Origin of the sequence: Kitasatospora sp. NPDC088391 (assembly GCF_044753345.1) — a bacterium.
In the GTDB taxonomy this organism is placed as follows: domain Bacteria; phylum Actinomycetota; class Actinomycetes; order Streptomycetales; family Streptomycetaceae; genus Kitasatospora.
Genome location: NZ_JBIVNB010000003.1, coordinates 515,495 through 529,826 on the forward strand (window position 1 = coordinate 515,495; position 14,332 = coordinate 529,826).

The 14,332-nt window shown below is 67.8% G+C and carries 14 protein-coding genes; 13 read left to right on the forward strand and 1 reads right to left on the reverse strand.

The window, feature by feature from the left end; genetic code table 11:
• The first annotated feature begins 206 nt into the window (after nucleotides 1-206).
• The gene (locus ACIQBJ_RS10970; RefSeq protein WP_400707102.1) at nucleotides 207-539 is read left to right on the forward strand and encodes a hypothetical protein; all 333 of its coding nucleotides are present in this window, start codon (nucleotides 207-209) and stop codon (nucleotides 537-539) included.
• A gap of 246 nt (nucleotides 540-785) precedes the next feature.
• Here ACIQBJ_RS10970 and ACIQBJ_RS10975 read toward each other — a convergent pair whose 3' ends face one another.
• The gene (locus ACIQBJ_RS10975) at nucleotides 786-1,802 is read right to left on the reverse strand and encodes an EamA family transporter (RefSeq protein ID WP_400707105.1); all 1,017 of its coding nucleotides are present in this window, start codon (nucleotides 1,800-1,802) and stop codon (nucleotides 786-788) included.
• A 271-nt stretch (nucleotides 1,803-2,073) separates the two neighbouring features.
• Between ACIQBJ_RS10975 and ACIQBJ_RS10980 the strand changes: the two genes are divergently transcribed.
• The 12 genes from ACIQBJ_RS10980 (at nucleotide 2,074) to ACIQBJ_RS11035 (ending at nucleotide 14,300) form a co-directional block, all read left to right on the forward strand.
• Entirely contained in the window at nucleotides 2,074-3,138 is a 1,065-nt protein-coding gene (locus ACIQBJ_RS10980; protein WP_400707107.1) for a DUF1906 domain-containing protein, read from the forward strand.
• A 287-nt stretch (nucleotides 3,139-3,425) separates the two neighbouring features.
• Nucleotides 3,426-5,087, forward strand: coding sequence for a long-chain fatty acid--CoA ligase (locus ACIQBJ_RS10985; protein ID WP_400707110.1), 1,662 nt, complete (start codon nucleotides 3,426-3,428; stop codon nucleotides 5,085-5,087).
• Nucleotides 5,088-5,193: 106 nt separating this feature from the next.
• A complete protein-coding gene (locus ACIQBJ_RS10990; RefSeq protein WP_400707113.1) occupies nucleotides 5,194-5,562 on the forward strand; it encodes a DUF4396 domain-containing protein in 369 nt (122 codons plus the stop codon).
• A gap of 70 nt (nucleotides 5,563-5,632) precedes the next feature.
• Nucleotides 5,633-7,426, forward strand: coding sequence for a recombinase family protein (locus ACIQBJ_RS10995; protein ID WP_400707116.1), 1,794 nt, complete (start codon nucleotides 5,633-5,635; stop codon nucleotides 7,424-7,426).
• Nucleotides 7,427-8,007: 581 nt separating this feature from the next.
• Nucleotides 8,008-8,376, forward strand: a complete 369-nt coding sequence (locus ACIQBJ_RS11000; protein ID WP_400707119.1) for a hypothetical protein — start codon at nucleotides 8,008-8,010, stop codon at nucleotides 8,374-8,376.
• A gap of 43 nt (nucleotides 8,377-8,419) precedes the next feature.
• Nucleotides 8,420-9,178 (forward strand): hypothetical protein, encoded by a 759-nt coding sequence (locus tag ACIQBJ_RS11005; RefSeq protein ID WP_400707122.1) that lies wholly within the window; start codon nucleotides 8,420-8,422, stop codon nucleotides 9,176-9,178.
• 1,012 nt (nucleotides 9,179-10,190) lie between these two features.
• Nucleotides 10,191-10,454, forward strand: coding sequence for a hypothetical protein (locus tag ACIQBJ_RS11010; RefSeq protein ID WP_400707125.1), 264 nt, complete (start codon nucleotides 10,191-10,193; stop codon nucleotides 10,452-10,454).
• Nucleotides 10,426-10,950 (forward strand): DUF6879 family protein, encoded by a 525-nt coding sequence (locus ACIQBJ_RS11015; RefSeq protein ID WP_400707128.1) that lies wholly within the window; start codon nucleotides 10,426-10,428, stop codon nucleotides 10,948-10,950. The genes ACIQBJ_RS11010 and ACIQBJ_RS11015 overlap by 29 nt, the downstream gene beginning before the upstream one ends.
• A gap of 23 nt (nucleotides 10,951-10,973) precedes the next feature.
• A complete protein-coding gene (locus ACIQBJ_RS11020; RefSeq protein WP_400707131.1) occupies nucleotides 10,974-11,822 on the forward strand; it encodes a helix-turn-helix domain-containing protein in 849 nt (282 codons plus the stop codon).
• A gap of 483 nt (nucleotides 11,823-12,305) precedes the next feature.
• Entirely contained in the window at nucleotides 12,306-12,542 is a 237-nt protein-coding gene (locus tag ACIQBJ_RS11025) for a hypothetical protein (protein WP_400707134.1), read from the forward strand.
• An 86-nt stretch (nucleotides 12,543-12,628) separates the two neighbouring features.
• Nucleotides 12,629-13,750 carry an NAD(P)-binding domain-containing protein gene (locus ACIQBJ_RS11030; RefSeq protein WP_400707137.1) on the forward strand — a complete coding sequence of 374 codons (1,122 nt, stop codon included), beginning with the start codon at nucleotides 12,629-12,631 and terminating at the stop codon, nucleotides 13,748-13,750.
• Nucleotides 13,751-13,754: 4 nt separating this feature from the next.
• Entirely contained in the window at nucleotides 13,755-14,300 is a 546-nt protein-coding gene (locus ACIQBJ_RS11035; protein WP_400707140.1) for an NUDIX hydrolase, read from the forward strand.
• Nucleotides 14,301-14,332 lie beyond the last annotated feature (32 nt).

A 14,332-nucleotide genomic window follows, 5' to 3' on the forward strand; every position in this document is an offset into this window, starting at 1 on the left:
CCCCCGGAGGTTCGTCTGGCCGCGAACTCCGGAACCGGAAACACCAGCAGCACCATTCGGTAACCAGCAGCACCTTGTCCTTGGCAAGCACCACCTGAACCGCCACCTGAACCGGCACCTGAACCGCCGGCCGAAGCACCACCGGTCCGAAGGCCGGCGGGCGACGGCTCCCCGGCTCACGGCCCACGGCTCCACGGAGGAAATACATGGCGCGCTACCGCACCACACGCCTGGCCGCTCTGCTCGTGTCCGTCCCGCTCGCAGCCGGTCTGCTGCTGGCCGGGGCGGGCACGGCGGCGGCCGACAACGGTGCGGCTGCCGACCACGGCTCGAACAGCGGCGTGGTCACCAACTTCGGCAGCGGCAACATCTTCGGCTCGGTCGACGGCAACTACAACGCCACCCAGCAGACGGCGACCGGCAGCGGTGCGTCGAACCAGAACAACACCCTCGGGGTGAAGGACAACACGGGCATCGTCTACGCGGACCAGTCCAACAAGAACTTCAACTTCGTCTTCGCGCCGGTCTACAGCTACTGACCCTCCGGCGGGAGGTGCGGACGGACCGGCGGGGGCGCCGGACCGGACGGAGCACGGACCGCCGGGGCACCCGGGAGTGGAAAGGGTCACCGCCTCGGGGCACAGCAGACAGACGATCCGACGGACGATCGGAACCCCTCGGGGGCGTGGCAGCCGCAACGGCGCCGCGCCCCCGAGGCGTTCACCGCCGCCGCACCCCAAGGGGCGCCCGACCTCGGCGGCGCCCGACCTGGGTGGCGCCCGGCCTCAGCGGCGCGAGGTGAGGGTGGCGCCGACGCTGGCGACGACCACGCAGCAGATGCCGAGCAGCTGCGGCAGGCCCAGGACCTGGCCGAGCACCACCAGGCCGACCAGCGCGCTGATCGCCGGGTCCAGGCTGACGATCACGCTGAACACCCGCTGCGACATCCGCCGCAGCGCCGTCATCTCCAAGGCGTACGGCAGCACCGGGAACAGCAGGGCGACGCCCGCGACCGCGAGCAGCAGCAGGCCCGGCGCGGAGGCGTCGGACAGGCCCCGGACCGCCTCGGCCGCGCCGAACGGGGCGAGCACCACGGCGCCGATGGTGAAGGAGACGGCCAGCCCCTCGAAGCCGCGGAAGACCGCGCCGACCTTGTCGGTGAAGAGGATGTACCCGGCGTAGCAGGCGGCGGCCCCGAACGCGTAGGCCAGGCCGACCGGGTCCAGGCTCCCGGAACCGGAGCCGCCGTGGCCGAGCAGGGTGAGCAGGGCCACGCCGCCGGCGGCCAGCATCGCCCACAGCACGTGCCCGGCGCGCCGGGCGAAGACCAGGGCGACCGCCAGCGGGCCGAGGAACTCGATGGTCGCGGCGGTGCCCATCGGCAGCCGGTCGACGGCGCCCGCGAACAGCAGGGTCATTCCGGCGGAGGCGACCCCGAGCAGGCCCGCCAGGGCCAGGTCGCGCGGGCTGCGGCCGCGCAGTCGGGGCCGGGTGACGGCCAGCAGCAGGACGGCGGCGAAGGAGATCCGCAGGAAGGTCGCGCCCGCCACGCCCAGCACCCCGAACAGCGGCTTGGACGCCGCCACCCCGAGCTGCACCGCGAGCATCGACACCAGGCACAGCACCGGCGCCGGGACGGACCCCAACCGCCGTCGCAGCTCGCCCGCACGGTCCCGGACGGGTGTCCCCGCCTGCGTTCGGGACATGCCGGAGTCGAGCCCCGAGTCGGCCGCGGCCTTGGAAATCGAGGTGATGGCCGGGAGTTCGCTGGTGCTTTCAACGGTGAGGGACGTGCCTGGCATGAGATTGAGTGTGGCGTAAGGAGTGGAATAGGTCAAAGCCGGTTACCCCCCGGTCGATCACCCAGCCGCCCAGCCGCCCGATCACCCAGCCGCCCGATCACCCAGCCGCCCGATCACCCGGCCGCCCGATCACCCGGCCGCCCGGCCGCGTCGCCGCAGGAGCCGCCCCAGGAACTGCCGCACGAACTGCCGCAGGGCCGCCCGGGTGACCGGGGCGCCGGGTCGGCGTGTCCTGCGGGCCGGGCCGATGGTCGGTCAGTAGTTCTGGAGGGTGCGCTACCTCGGCCCGGCGGCCCTGACGGCCGCGTCGCTCGTCCTGCTGCTCGCCACCGACCGGGACGCCGTCGGCATGCTGACCGCCGACCCCGCGTCCGCCCACGTCGCCGTCCCGGCCGCCGCCGCCCCGGCCGCCGCCGCACCGGGCGCGACCGCGGCGGGCCCCGACACCCCGGCGCAGCCCGCCCCGCCGCCACCGCGGCAGCTCGCGGCCGCCCCCGCCGCCCTGGGCATGCCCGCCGTCGCCCACCAGGCCGCGCCGCTGCTCGCGGCCGAGACGGCGCCCGTCCGACTGCGCCGCACCGTGCTGAGCGACCCGCTGCGTGCGCGCCGGCAACCGCTGCCCGCCGAGGTGTTCGACGGCGCCGGGTTCGACGCCTGCACCGCGCCGCCGGTGGAGACCATGCGGGCCTGGTGGGGCACCTCCCCGTACGGCGCGATCGGGATCTACACCAGCGGACGGCAGCGGGCCTGCGCGCAGCCGCAGCTCACCGCGGCCTGGGTGCGCGCGGTCCGGGCGATGGGCTGGCAGCTGGTCCCGACCCACGTCGGACGGCAGGCGCCGTGCATGGCGCCGGGCCGCAAGGTGCTGCGGATCGACCCGGAGCAGGCGGTGCAGCAGGGGCGGGAGGAGGCGGCCGAGGCGGTGCGGGCGGTGAAGGACCTCGGGCTGCGCACCGGCACCCCGGTCTACCTGGACATCGAGGCGTACCCGCGCGGCGACTCGGCGTGCAGCCAGGCGGTGACGGACTTCACCCTCGGCTGGACCCAGGCCCTGCACCGGGCGGGCTTCCGCTCCGGCTTCTACTCCTCCACCGACGCCGGGATCGCCGACCTGGCCGTCGCCGCCCGGGCCGGCAGCTCCCCGCTGCCCGACGCGGTCTGGTACGCCCGCTGGGACGACCGGGCCAACACCGTCGACGGAGCGGGCCAACTCGGCACCGACCTGTGGACCGGCCACAGCCGCATCCACCAGCACCACGGCAACGTCCAGGAGACCTACGGCGGCGTGGCGCTCACCGTCGACCGCGACCAGCTGGACGGCCCGGTCGCCCGCTGAGCGGGCCACCACACGTCGGACGGGTGTACGAATGGAAGGGGTGCGCGGACGGCCCCGCCCCGCATCGGTAAGCGCTTTCCGCCTGCTCCCGGACGTGCTCCGGAACGCCCCGACCGCTCCCGGCCGGGCCCCGTCGGACCCGGCGACCCGCGGAGGCGAGCGGCGGGAGAGGGGTCGGTCTCATCTCGGTTGCGGCTACTGACAGCGAGGGGGCGGCGGGGAAACAATCGGGGGAATCTGTTGCTACCTGCGGGTAGCAACGTGCCGGCCGGTCAAGGAGGACCCGCGTGTACAGCACGATGCAGGATGTTCCGCTCACCGTCGCCCGGATACTGCAGCACGGGTCCACCGTCCACGGCCGGTCGACCGTCACCACCTGGACCGAGGACGGCCCGGTGGTGCGGACCTTCGCCGAGATCGGTGGCCGCGCCGCCCAGCTCGCGCACGCGCTGCGCGAGGAGTTCGGGGTGGCCGGGGGCGAGGCCGTCGGAACGCTCATGTGGAACAACACCGAGCACCAGGAGGCGTACCTGGCGATACCGTCGATGGGCGCCGTGCTGCACACCCTCAACCTGCGGCTGCCCGCGCACCAGCTGGCCTACATCGTCCGGCACGCCGCGGACCGGGTGATCGTGGTGAACGGTTCGGTGCTGCCGCTGCTGGCCGCCGTCCTGCCCCAACTCGCGGACACCGTAAAGCACCTGGTGGTGTCCGGCCCGTACGACCCGGCGGTGCTGGCCGGCTTCGGCGGGACGGTGCACGACTACGAGGAACTGCTGGCCGGGCGCCCGACCGAGTACCCGTGGCAGACCGACATCGACGAGAAGCAGGCCGCCGCGCTCTGCTACACCTCCGGCACCACCGGCGACCCCAAGGGCGTGGTGTACAGCCACCGTTCGATCTACCTGCACTCGATGCAGATCATCGCCGCCTCCAGCTTCGGCCTGACCGCCCGCGACACCGTGCTGCCGGTGGTCCCGATGTTCCACGTCAACGCCTGGGGCATCCCGCACGCGGCGTTCATGACCGGCGCGAGCCTGCTGATGCCGGACCGCTTCCTGCAGCCCAAGCCGCTGGCCACGATGATCGACCAGGTCAAGCCGACCTTCGGCGCCGCTGTCCCGACCATCTGGACCGGACTGCTGGACGAGTTGGACGCCGGCGACTACGACACCTCCACCCTGGAGACCGTGGTGATCGGCGGATCGGCCTGCCCGCCCGCGCTGATGCGGGCCTTCGAGGAGCGGCACGGCATCCGGGTGATCCACGCCTGGGGCATGACCGAGACCTCCCCGCTCGGCACCGTCGCTCACCCGCCGGCCGGCGTCACCGGCGAGGAGGAGTGGGCCTACCGGGTCACCCAGGGCGTCTTCCCGGCCTCGGTGCAGGCCCGCCTGGTCGGCCCCGGCGGCGAGCCGATGCCCCACGACGGCGTCGCCGAGGGCGAGTTGGAGGTGCGCGGACCGTGGATAGCGGGCGCGTACTTCGGCGGCGCGGACGGCACGGCGGACCGTCCCGAGGACAAGTTCAGCCCCGACGGCTGGCTGCGCACCGGCGACGTCGGCACCATCACCCCCGACGGCTACCTCACCCTCACCGACCGGGCCAAGGACGTCATCAAGTCCGGTGGCGAGTGGATCAGTTCGGTCGCCCTGGAGAACCACCTGATGGCGCACCCCGAGGTCGCCGAGGCCGCCGTGGTCGCCGTCCCGGACGAGAAGTGGGGCGAACGCCCGCTGGCCACCGTGGTGTTGCGGCCGGGCGCCACCGCCGGACTGCCCGAGCTGCGGGCCTTCCTCGCCGAGCGGGTCGCCTCCTGGCAGCTGCCCGAGCGCTGGTCGCTGATCGAGTCGGTGCCGAAGACCTCGGTGGGCAAGTTCGACAAGAAGGTGATCCGCGCCGACTACGCGGCCGACCGCCTGGACGTGACGGTGATCGGCAAGGAGTGACGGCCCTGGGCGGCCCCTTCCCCGGAGAACCGAAAAGCTGCTGCGGAATACCCCAGGGGGGTATAGCGTTCAGCTGACCGGAACACCGGACCAGGGAGGGGCCACCATGGAGCACGCCGACCACACCCAGCACGCCGACCACAATGAGCACACCGACCACGCTGAGCACGCGGGCCACCACGGCCACGCCGGGAACGAGCGCCACCACCAGCAGCACGAACACCACGAGCAGCACGAACAACGGCCCCAACCCGGGCCCGGCGGCCACCAGCACCACCACCATCAGCACGGCGGCGGCACCAGCTGGCGCACCGCCGCACAGGCCACGCTGCACTGCCTCACGGGCTGCGCCATCGGCGAGGTGCTCGGCCAGGTCATCGGCGTCGGCTTCGGCCTGCACAACGGCGCGACCGTGGTGATCTCGATCCTGCTGGCGTTCGCGTTCGGGTTGCACACTTCGGCACTACGGACGTGAGGCAGTCCGCTCCCTAGCCAGTAGGCGAGCGTCCCGCAGGGGACCCACCTGCTAGTGAGGGAGTGGCCCCGTGGTCCCCATCCAGCCCGGCACCTTCGGCTACGTCGAGCCCGTAGCGGTCGGCTACGACCGCCAATCGAGGGCGAAGGCCGACAAGAGCGAAGCGTCCCCGCTCGTCCAGAAGGCCACCAACCGGAAGCGCGCCGACGACTTGGGCGCACGGTTTCTCCGGCACTACTCGGACATTGGCGTTTCCGGCTGGAACCCGGACGCCTACCGCGAAGGCTTCGAAAAGATGCTCAACGCGGCCCGTTCCGGTGAATTCAACATGCTCGTGGTCTACGACGTGAGCCGCTTTTCCCGCCGCGAAGTCATGGACGCAATCCCGATCGTCTCCGAGCTGCACCGGCTCGGAATCACAATCGTAAGCTGCATGGACGGCGTATTCGCGCCGGGCGACACCATGGCGCTGATTTACCTGATCATGCGCATAGATGCCGTGAACAAGGAATCCGAGCATAAGTCGCAGAAGGTGCGAGACACCAAGAACGCACAGCGCGCCGAAGGTTCATGGCTTGGCGGGCGGCGGCCTTACGGGTTCACTGTTGAGAAGTATTTCAAGGGCAAGCTCGCGCTCATGCGTCTTGTACCCGAGGAGTCCGAGGCGGCGAATATCCGTCGAATCTGGGCGCTGATCAAGGCTCACAAGGACCAGGCAGTCAGCCGGAAGAAGGGATCAGTGAACATGGCATCCCTCACTTGGCACTGTGAATACATGAATGAGCGGCCTAGCGAATATCCGACGCAAGGGAGGTCGGTGGGCAAGGAACGGGCAACTTCGCAGTGGAATGCCCGCACGCTTAAGGGAATCCTCCGAAACCCCGTCATTGCTGGCCTTAAGGCTGATCCCGTCTATAAGCTCACCGAGCGCGGCAACCGAAGTGGCAACCGGGAATGGAAAATTCAGCGCGACGAATCTGGGCACCCCATTATCATCTGCGAGGCGATTATCCCGCTCAGTGAATGGTATGAGCTTCAGGCTTGGCTTGACACCCGAGTCCGGGGCGCTGGTGTCGCTCGGCGGACTTCTCTTCTCTCGGGGCTCCGCAACGTAGACAACAAGCCTGTGCTCACTTGTGGATGCGGACGCCCGCAAGGTGCGCTTAACAACGGAGAGAAGCCGACCTATCGGTGCACGCGAAATTCTCGGGTCCCTGCCTTTGAAGGTGACCACCTGGGGAAAAATTCCATCATGCAGGTTCACGCAAACGACTACGTTGCCCGCCGCGTGTACGCGCTGATTCAGAGCGCGACGGCTTCCGAGCCGGACGACGAAGCCATGGAAATTCTCCGTGAGGCCACGCTTGTCTATTCCATGGCCCAGGAGACCCCGGAGACGAGCCGGGAGCGGACCAACATGGTTGCAGAAAGGGCGGACGCTCAGGCAGCGCTGAAATCCCTTTGGGACGACTTCGACAGTGGCGACGTATACGAGGGAGCCGAAGGCCGGAAGCGGTTCAAAACAAAGCGGCTCAAGTGCGAAAGCCGTTTGCGTGCCGCCGAGGCCCGGCTTGCCGAACTCTCGGATATGGAAACCGTGGGGCTCCCGCTTGAGCTGTGGCTTCGACCCGGCGAGGACGGCGACCCGATCGGCCCGGGGTCGTGGTGGGCCGACGCCAGCCTTGAGGAACGGCGCACGTTCCTGACGCTGTTCGTCTACCGGATCACGATTTCACCTGCCGGTGCCGACTGGAGGGCCAGCGCCCGGTACAGCTTCGACGTGTCCCGGCGAATCACCCTGGAATGGGTAACTGCACGAGAGCGAGATGAAGACGAGACGGAAGAGGCCCAGGAAGCCGCCTAACGGCCCTGTGCGCCACTGAGACGCCCCGGTAGGACTCCGAAAGCCTGCCGGGGCTTTCTCGTGCCGCAGGAGGCTCGCCGTGGCTCCTCGCTGGGCGCAGCAGTCGCGCAGTGACGAAGCAGCCCAGCGGCCAGCCGGAATGCACCCCCTCTGACCTGGGCAAATGGCGCGATGACGATTTTATAGATTTTCCGTATTCATAATAGAAAGTCTTAAGGGAAAGCCAAAAGCCTGTCTGTTCTGTCATCCGTCATTGGTGCGACGCCCGCCCGGCGTGCGGTCAGGCAAGCATTCCACTACCTAGATACATAGTGAGCCGCTTAGGCGCTGAGTCAGCCCAGCGAACCGAACGGCCCGGGAGCGCACCGAACCGTCCCAACAACTGATCAACTTAATACCTGTTCCGGCATGGGTGCTATATGTGCCCTCGCCGAAACTCGGCAGGCAGGGGTCTCCTTCCCTCTGCCTGTAGGCCCCGTATTACGGATGTTGCTTTCCCGCCGGTATGTCGGTAACCGTCGGATGTGCAGCCCCGTGATGCGGGGCCATTTTTGTATCCGAATCCGACTAGGAGCCGACCAATGGACCGACGGTCCGAAATATCCGAGCATGTGAGTAAGGCGCGTGCCGAGGTGAAAGCCGAGGAAGCTACCGATGCGAAGAAGCTCGAAAATGAGCCCCAGTGGCCGGCCGCTGACCTTTCAATTATGCGCCAGGGAATCGGCGCAAAGTTCTCCCTGCCGAGAATCGTCGCCGACCGACTGACCGGCTCCACTGTCGAGGAAATCACGGCTGACGCGCAGAAGATTGCCGAGCACTTTCGCCCCGGCCTTCGCACTAAGCCGATGGCTCTCGTAAAGGGTGCCGGTGCGGCGGAACACGATCCCGGTACCGATATTGATCCGGTACGGCTGGCCGCCGCAATCCTGAAACGTCGCGCGCTGCGCTGACTCCCAGTCCTTGTCCGATACCCCAAGTCAAGAGGAATACAGAATGACCGACACCAATTCTGATGAGCGCGCTAAGCGCCTGGACCATCTCTACAACCTGGCAGCCCGCGCCATGCCGAGCTATATCTACACATGCACGCCGGAGAACGTGAAGGGTGCACTTGCGCATCTTGACGAGATGCTGAGCAAGCGGGCCGACGCTGATCACGCCGTGGCCGTCGCCGAGGCCGAGCTTGCCGAGGCGGAGACCAAGGACCACCGGGCCGCCAAGGCAGCTCTCGCGGAGGGGAAGCCGCTCCCGAAGCCGACCGCCCGGGGGCCGCTGGAAAGCCGTCTTGCCGAGGCTCAGCGGCTCCAGATGGCGACCTACGAGCTGGCCGCCGAGGCTGCTGCGGCTGTGCATGCGGCTGCCCTCTCCGGGAGCGCTGATTGGCGGGCCGAGGTAATCGGCCTGGCCGAGGAGAAGCGTGCTGCCGCCGCAGCCGCAGCGACTCAACTGGCTTGCGCACTAGACGAGTTGGTCTCTCTGGCGGGCACGGTGGAGGCGCTGGATGAAGACCTGGGGCGTCCGTGGGACTCGAACGAGCGTCAGTGGCGGTACATGGCACCGCGCGGCGGAATCAACTGGAATGCCGACCGACTTGCTCTGGATCGAATCCTTAGCGATCGGCTGGAATACAGCGTGAGCTATTCCGGTGGCCTTCCTGGCCGACTGGACCCCGCCGCCGATCCTGACGCCGAATACGATCCGGCGGCCGGTCTGCCTTCCCCGGTAAATGGCATGGAGCCGTGGAACCAGTGAGCACCGCCCCGGTACCCGCCCGAGAAATAGCGCTCCGAGCGCTGAGCCTGGTTACCCGTGACCAGGAAACCGGCTGCCTGATCTCAGTGAGGCTGGATCGAAAGGGCCGGGCAATGGTCCGCTATCAAGTTGGCGGGCAGACAAAGCGAATGCTTGCTCACCGCGCCGTCTACGCGGCCCTGTACCGGCCGCTCAAGCCCTACCAGGTACTGCGGCGACGTTGCGGTGATCTCCGCTGTGTAGAGCCCACCCATTTCACCCTGACCCATTAGCTGAGCCGACATTAGTTACCGTGAGTCACCCCAGGGGGTGGGGTAGGACCCCCTCCCCCTCCCTCGGGGATCGCAGCGCTATAGCAGAATCCGGCCTGTCTACGGGTCTGGGATTTTCTGGACTGACTTAAAGTAACGAACTCCCAAGGGAATTGGTTCCAATCGCCCGGCGGAAAACAGGTCCTTACGCGCACGTGCACGAATGCGCGCGGGAGGCTGCACGTCCGGTGGGCGGAATAGCCACCCCTAGAAGCTGCCACAGCGGCCCGTGTGCCGCCTTTCAGGCCACAGGCGGGCAGGTGGTCCAACCCTGCAATTGCAGGCCCGCAAATCGCCGTCCTGGACTGACCGAGAGGCAGCCTTGAGAACCGTCCACCCCGAATGCGGCCGGTCGTGGTCCGGTCGTCGCGCGGAGCACTGCCCGGCCTGCTGCGAGACCTTCGCCAGTACCCGCGCGGGCGACGCCCACCGAACCGGCCCGTACGGTGCCCGCAGGTGCCTACCACCGGTCACCGCCGGACTCTGGCAGGACGCCCGAGGCATCTGGCACCGGAAGCCCTACCGGGACCGTTGAGCGGCCCCTTGCCCCCGTTCGGCCCTTCGCTGGGCAGAGCGGGGGCTCTTTGCATTGGGTGAGCCGAATCCGTCCGAGTGGCTGACATTGCGCTGGCATCGGGGCATGCTAGGGGTCACGGAAAGCCGTGCAAGATCGCGCAAGTGATGTGACAGGGGAGGTCGCAATGAGCGTACGATTCGTGGGAATCGACCCCAACACGGGCACAGCAAACAGCCCGACCGTTTGGGTGGATGATGCAGACGGCACGATCATGATTCAGGGATTCACGGCGAGTGAATCGCAGATCACGCAAGTTCTTGCGGCCGGGCACGGGCCGGATCACGAGAACACGATCCCTGCCCATGAGACGGTAATTCACATTCCGGCGCGGATGGTGCCAATTCTGAGGAAGGCATGCGATGACGCAGAGCGGTCCCAGCTTCATTGATCTCTTGAGGGAGGTCAAGGTCAGTGCAGTTCACCTAGAAATGCGCGACTCGTATGGAGTGTCGGACGAGCGCGCTGATTTCGAGCGGTGGCAGCGGACCGGAGAACGGGATATCGACCCTGGCTCGGAGTATTGGGGCTTGTGGGTGGAAATCGTTTCGGGTCTCGTACGTGAAGGCGTGAGTGTTCGGCGCGCCCGGATTGTATCCGAGCCCGTTACGGACTATATCCGTTACGAGCACGCTGGCACTGCGGTCAATATCGGTGCCGGTGAGTCTGTTCGATGGCTTCCACGTCGGCGGGCGTCTGATATCGCCCTTCCCGGAAATGACTTCTGGCTGCTGGACGGCAAGGTCGTTCGGTTCGGCCACTTCTCCGGCGACGGTGAATACCTCGGCGACGAAATCACCGATGATCCCCGTACTGCCAGGCTGTGCGAAGCGGCATTCGAAGCCGTCTGGGAACGCGCCACACCTCACGACCAGTTCACCGTCTAACTCACTCATCGGATAGCTAGCCCATGGTTCTCTCTCCGTCCTCCAGCGCTCAGGCAGCCCGAGAGGCTGTAGCGAAGCGGCTCAAGGAGCTTCGTCTAGACGCCGGAATTTCCGGGCATGAGCTAGCTATCCGGTGCGGGTGGAGCGATTCAAAGTCCAGCCGGATTGAGAATGCAAAGACGCCACCCTCGGACGCTGACATTCGGGCTTGGTGCACGGCATGCGATGCGGACAATCAGGCCGCCGACCTAATCGCCGCCAACCGGGCAGCGGATTCAATGTACTTGGAATGGCGGCGGGTCCATCGCAGCGGAATGCGCCGCTCACAAGAGGAGATCATTCCCTTGTTTGAGCGGACTCGCCTGTGTCGCATATATTGCTCGAACGTCGCCCCCGGCCTGATCCAGACACGGGAATACGCGCACGCGCTAATGTCCTCGATCACCAGGTTTCAGGGTACGCCGGATGATGTTGACGAAGCCGTAGAGTCTCGGCTTGCCCGGTCCCGGTTCCTCTACGAAGGCGATCACCGCTACGCAATTCTGATTGAGGAGACCGTCCTCCGCTACAGGGTGGGCGACAGGGACACCATGGTCGGGCAGTTGCGGGCCATGCTGGAAGTGATGGGCCTACCGCGAGTCAGCTTCGGGGTGATTCCGTTTTCTGCCGAGCGCCGGATTTGGCCCCTGGAGGCTTTCCTGATCTTCGATGACAAGCAGGTCACCACGGAACTGTTGTCAGCGATTGTCAATATCACGGCGCCAAGCGAGATTTCGGCCTATGACAAAGCCTTTCGTGAGTTGGCGGGCATGGCTGTCTACGGCGCTGCTGCGCGTGAGTTGATCAACCAGGCCGTTGCTGCACTTGAGTGATGCCGTGCAAGACCGTGCAAGACGGTGGAGCCCGCCCCACGCCGATCCTTAACGTCGTTCTCCTGACGCCTCGTTGAGAGCCAAGGGAGCGACCACATGGCAGCAGTAGACGGGAGCAGTGGGACTCAGTCGTTCGCCGACTACAAGGCCGAACGCCGCAAGGTTGTGGCCCGTGGCGGGGGCCCCAGTGACTACGACGCCGAGGTATCGGCCCGGGTGGTCGGGGATGGCATCCTCCGTGAGTGGCCCGCCTGCACGTGCGGTGCAGACACGTGCCCCGACAAGGGCGTGGCGTGATGCTGCCGGAGGCTCTCACTGCGGCTGTCGGTGCGCCGGAGAACTCCTGTCTTGGGTGCGCCTACTTCGACGGGATCGCAGCGCAGTACCCGGCCGACACGAACCCCACCATCGCGCGGCACCTGGTCCGGTGGCGGCAACAGCACGCCGACAACGACGAGTGCACGAACCCGCAGGCAGGCCCGGATGAGTGACCCCCAGGACGACCCGCAGACGGCCGCACAGGGCACCGCCGGGGACGCTGAGCCCGTTGACCCGTTCGAGTGGATCAGAGCCCGCCCGTGGCCCCCTGAGCGGCCCACCGGGCCCCGACCGGTCCTCACCCCGGAGGAACACGCCGAGGTGCCCTTGACCCCGGAGGAACGGCAGCGCCGGGCGGTGCTGCTGGCCCGGGTGCGCGAGGCCAACCATCCCCGTCGCTGACGGGCCCGACAGACCCCCGTCCCGGCCGCCTGGGGAAGGTTCGGCCGGGACGGGTTCCAGTGCAAGCACAAGGGAGGGAAGTCTCCGTGGAGACCTCAGAGCGCGCACGACTGGACACCTACTTCGGGAAGATCGCGCGGCGGTTCACACCACCGGTTCTCCCGTCCTCGCTGCTGGTGACGCACCTGCTGCCGGAGCGCCCGTCGTTCGTGCGGGCGGTCGGCACCGTGTCCAGCCTCCGGGCGGTGCTGCCCAAGCCGAAGTCGATCGACGCCGCAGCACGCCGAGAGGTCGAACAGGGCTTCCCCTGCGACGAGTTGTCGCGTGAGCTGTTCGCCGACCCGGACATGGCGGTGACCTACCTGGAGACCCGGGCGGCCGGTGAAGCCGTGGTGCTGCTGGACGTCGGCGGCTACTTCGCCCCCGTGCTCGACGCGCTGTGCGACCGGTTCTCCGGGACCGTCCTCGGGGTGGTGGAGGACACCGAGAACGGCCACAAGCGGTACGCCGAGCGGGACAAGCTGCCGTGCCCCGTCGTGTCGGTGGCCCGCTCCCCGCTCAAGGACCCCGAGGACTTCCTTGTCGGTCAGTCCGTCGTGTTCTCCGCCGAAGCGCTGTTGCGGGGCCGGGGGGACATCCTGCACGGCCGTCCCGCGCTGGTGATCGGGTTCGGCAAGCTCGGTTCGAGCATCGCAAGGCTGTTGCACGCCAAGGGAGTTCATGTCACGGTCTACGACATTGACCCCGTACGGCGCGCTCAGGCGCTCTCCCAGGGTTTCGGGGTGGCCCGGGACCGGGAGCAGGCCATTGCCAGCGCTGGTCTGGTCCTGTGCGCCACGGGGGCGCTCGCGCTCAAGGGGGAGGACTTCCCGAACCTGCGGAACGGGGCCTACGTCGCCACGGTCACCAGCAGCGAGGACGAGTTGGAGTTGGACGGGCTGCCGGACGGCTACACCCGCAGCGGCTCCGGCGAGAACGTCACCCGGTACAGCACGACGGGCCACTACTTCTACCTGCTCAACAACGGAAACGCCGTCAACTTCCTTCATGGCGCGTCGGTTGGGCCGTTCATCTACCTCGTGCAGGCTGAGATCCTGGCAGGCGTGCGACTGCTCGCCCGGCGGGACCTCGACGCCACTATGCACGAAGTGCCCGGCGACGACCGGGCAGCCATCGCCGCTACCTGGCTCGACTACTACAACAGGTGATCCGATGCCCATCACGGCACAGCACGTCAGCGAGACCGTCACGACCTACCTGGACGCCCACTCCGAGGAGAAGCCGGAGCTGTCGGCCGTCCTCGCGCTGGTGGACGACGGGGCGGACGTGACCAGCCGCAAGGAGTTCCGGGGGCACGCCACTGCCGGGGCCGTCCTGGTGGACCGGGACGGCAAGGCGCTGTTCATCCACCATGTGGCGCTGGACAAGTGGCTCACCCCGGGCGGGCACCTGGAACCGGAGGACGACACCCTGTCCGGGGCCGCTCTCCGGGAGCTGACCGAGGAGACCGGCGTCAGCCCCGAGGGCATCACGCTGGTGGGCACCGCCCCCGTGCACATCGACGTGCACCCCATCCCGGCGAACGACGCCAAGGGCGAGCCCGCACACCAGCACATCGACTTCCGGTTCCTCTTCCGCACCGCCGACCACAGCGCCGTGACCCTCCAAGAGGAGGAGGTCAGCGGCTACGCCTGGCGCGACGCGGACACCATCGCTGACGAGACGCTGAGGAGCCGCGTGCTGGCCGCTCTGCGCTGACCACTCCAGCCCCGGCCCGGTCGCCTTCCGTC

Excerpts from the sequence above, each read along its gene's own strand:
- ACIQBJ_RS10970 (WP_400707102.1), top strand. The coding sequence starts at position 207 with ATGGCGCGCTACCGCACCACACGCCTGGCCGCTCTGCTCGTGTCCGTC.
- ACIQBJ_RS10975 (WP_400707105.1), bottom strand. The coding sequence starts at position 1,802 with ATGCCAGGCACGTCCCTCACCGTTGAAAGCACCAGCGAACTCCCGGCC.
- ACIQBJ_RS10990 (WP_400707113.1), top strand. The coding sequence starts at position 5,194 with ATGGAGCACGCCGACCACACCCAGCACGCCGACCACAATGAGCACACC.
- ACIQBJ_RS11000 (WP_400707119.1), top strand. The coding sequence starts at position 8,008 with ATGGACCGACGGTCCGAAATATCCGAGCATGTGAGTAAGGCGCGTGCC.
- ACIQBJ_RS11005 (WP_400707122.1), top strand. The coding sequence starts at position 8,420 with ATGACCGACACCAATTCTGATGAGCGCGCTAAGCGCCTGGACCATCTC.
- ACIQBJ_RS11010 (WP_400707125.1), top strand. The coding sequence starts at position 10,191 with ATGAGCGTACGATTCGTGGGAATCGACCCCAACACGGGCACAGCAAAC.
- ACIQBJ_RS11015 (WP_400707128.1), top strand. The coding sequence starts at position 10,426 with ATGACGCAGAGCGGTCCCAGCTTCATTGATCTCTTGAGGGAGGTCAAG.
- ACIQBJ_RS11020 (WP_400707131.1), top strand. The coding sequence starts at position 10,974 with ATGGTTCTCTCTCCGTCCTCCAGCGCTCAGGCAGCCCGAGAGGCTGTA.
- ACIQBJ_RS11025 (WP_400707134.1), top strand. The coding sequence starts at position 12,306 with ATGAGTGACCCCCAGGACGACCCGCAGACGGCCGCACAGGGCACCGCC.
- ACIQBJ_RS11035 (WP_400707140.1), top strand. The coding sequence starts at position 13,755 with ATGCCCATCACGGCACAGCACGTCAGCGAGACCGTCACGACCTACCTG.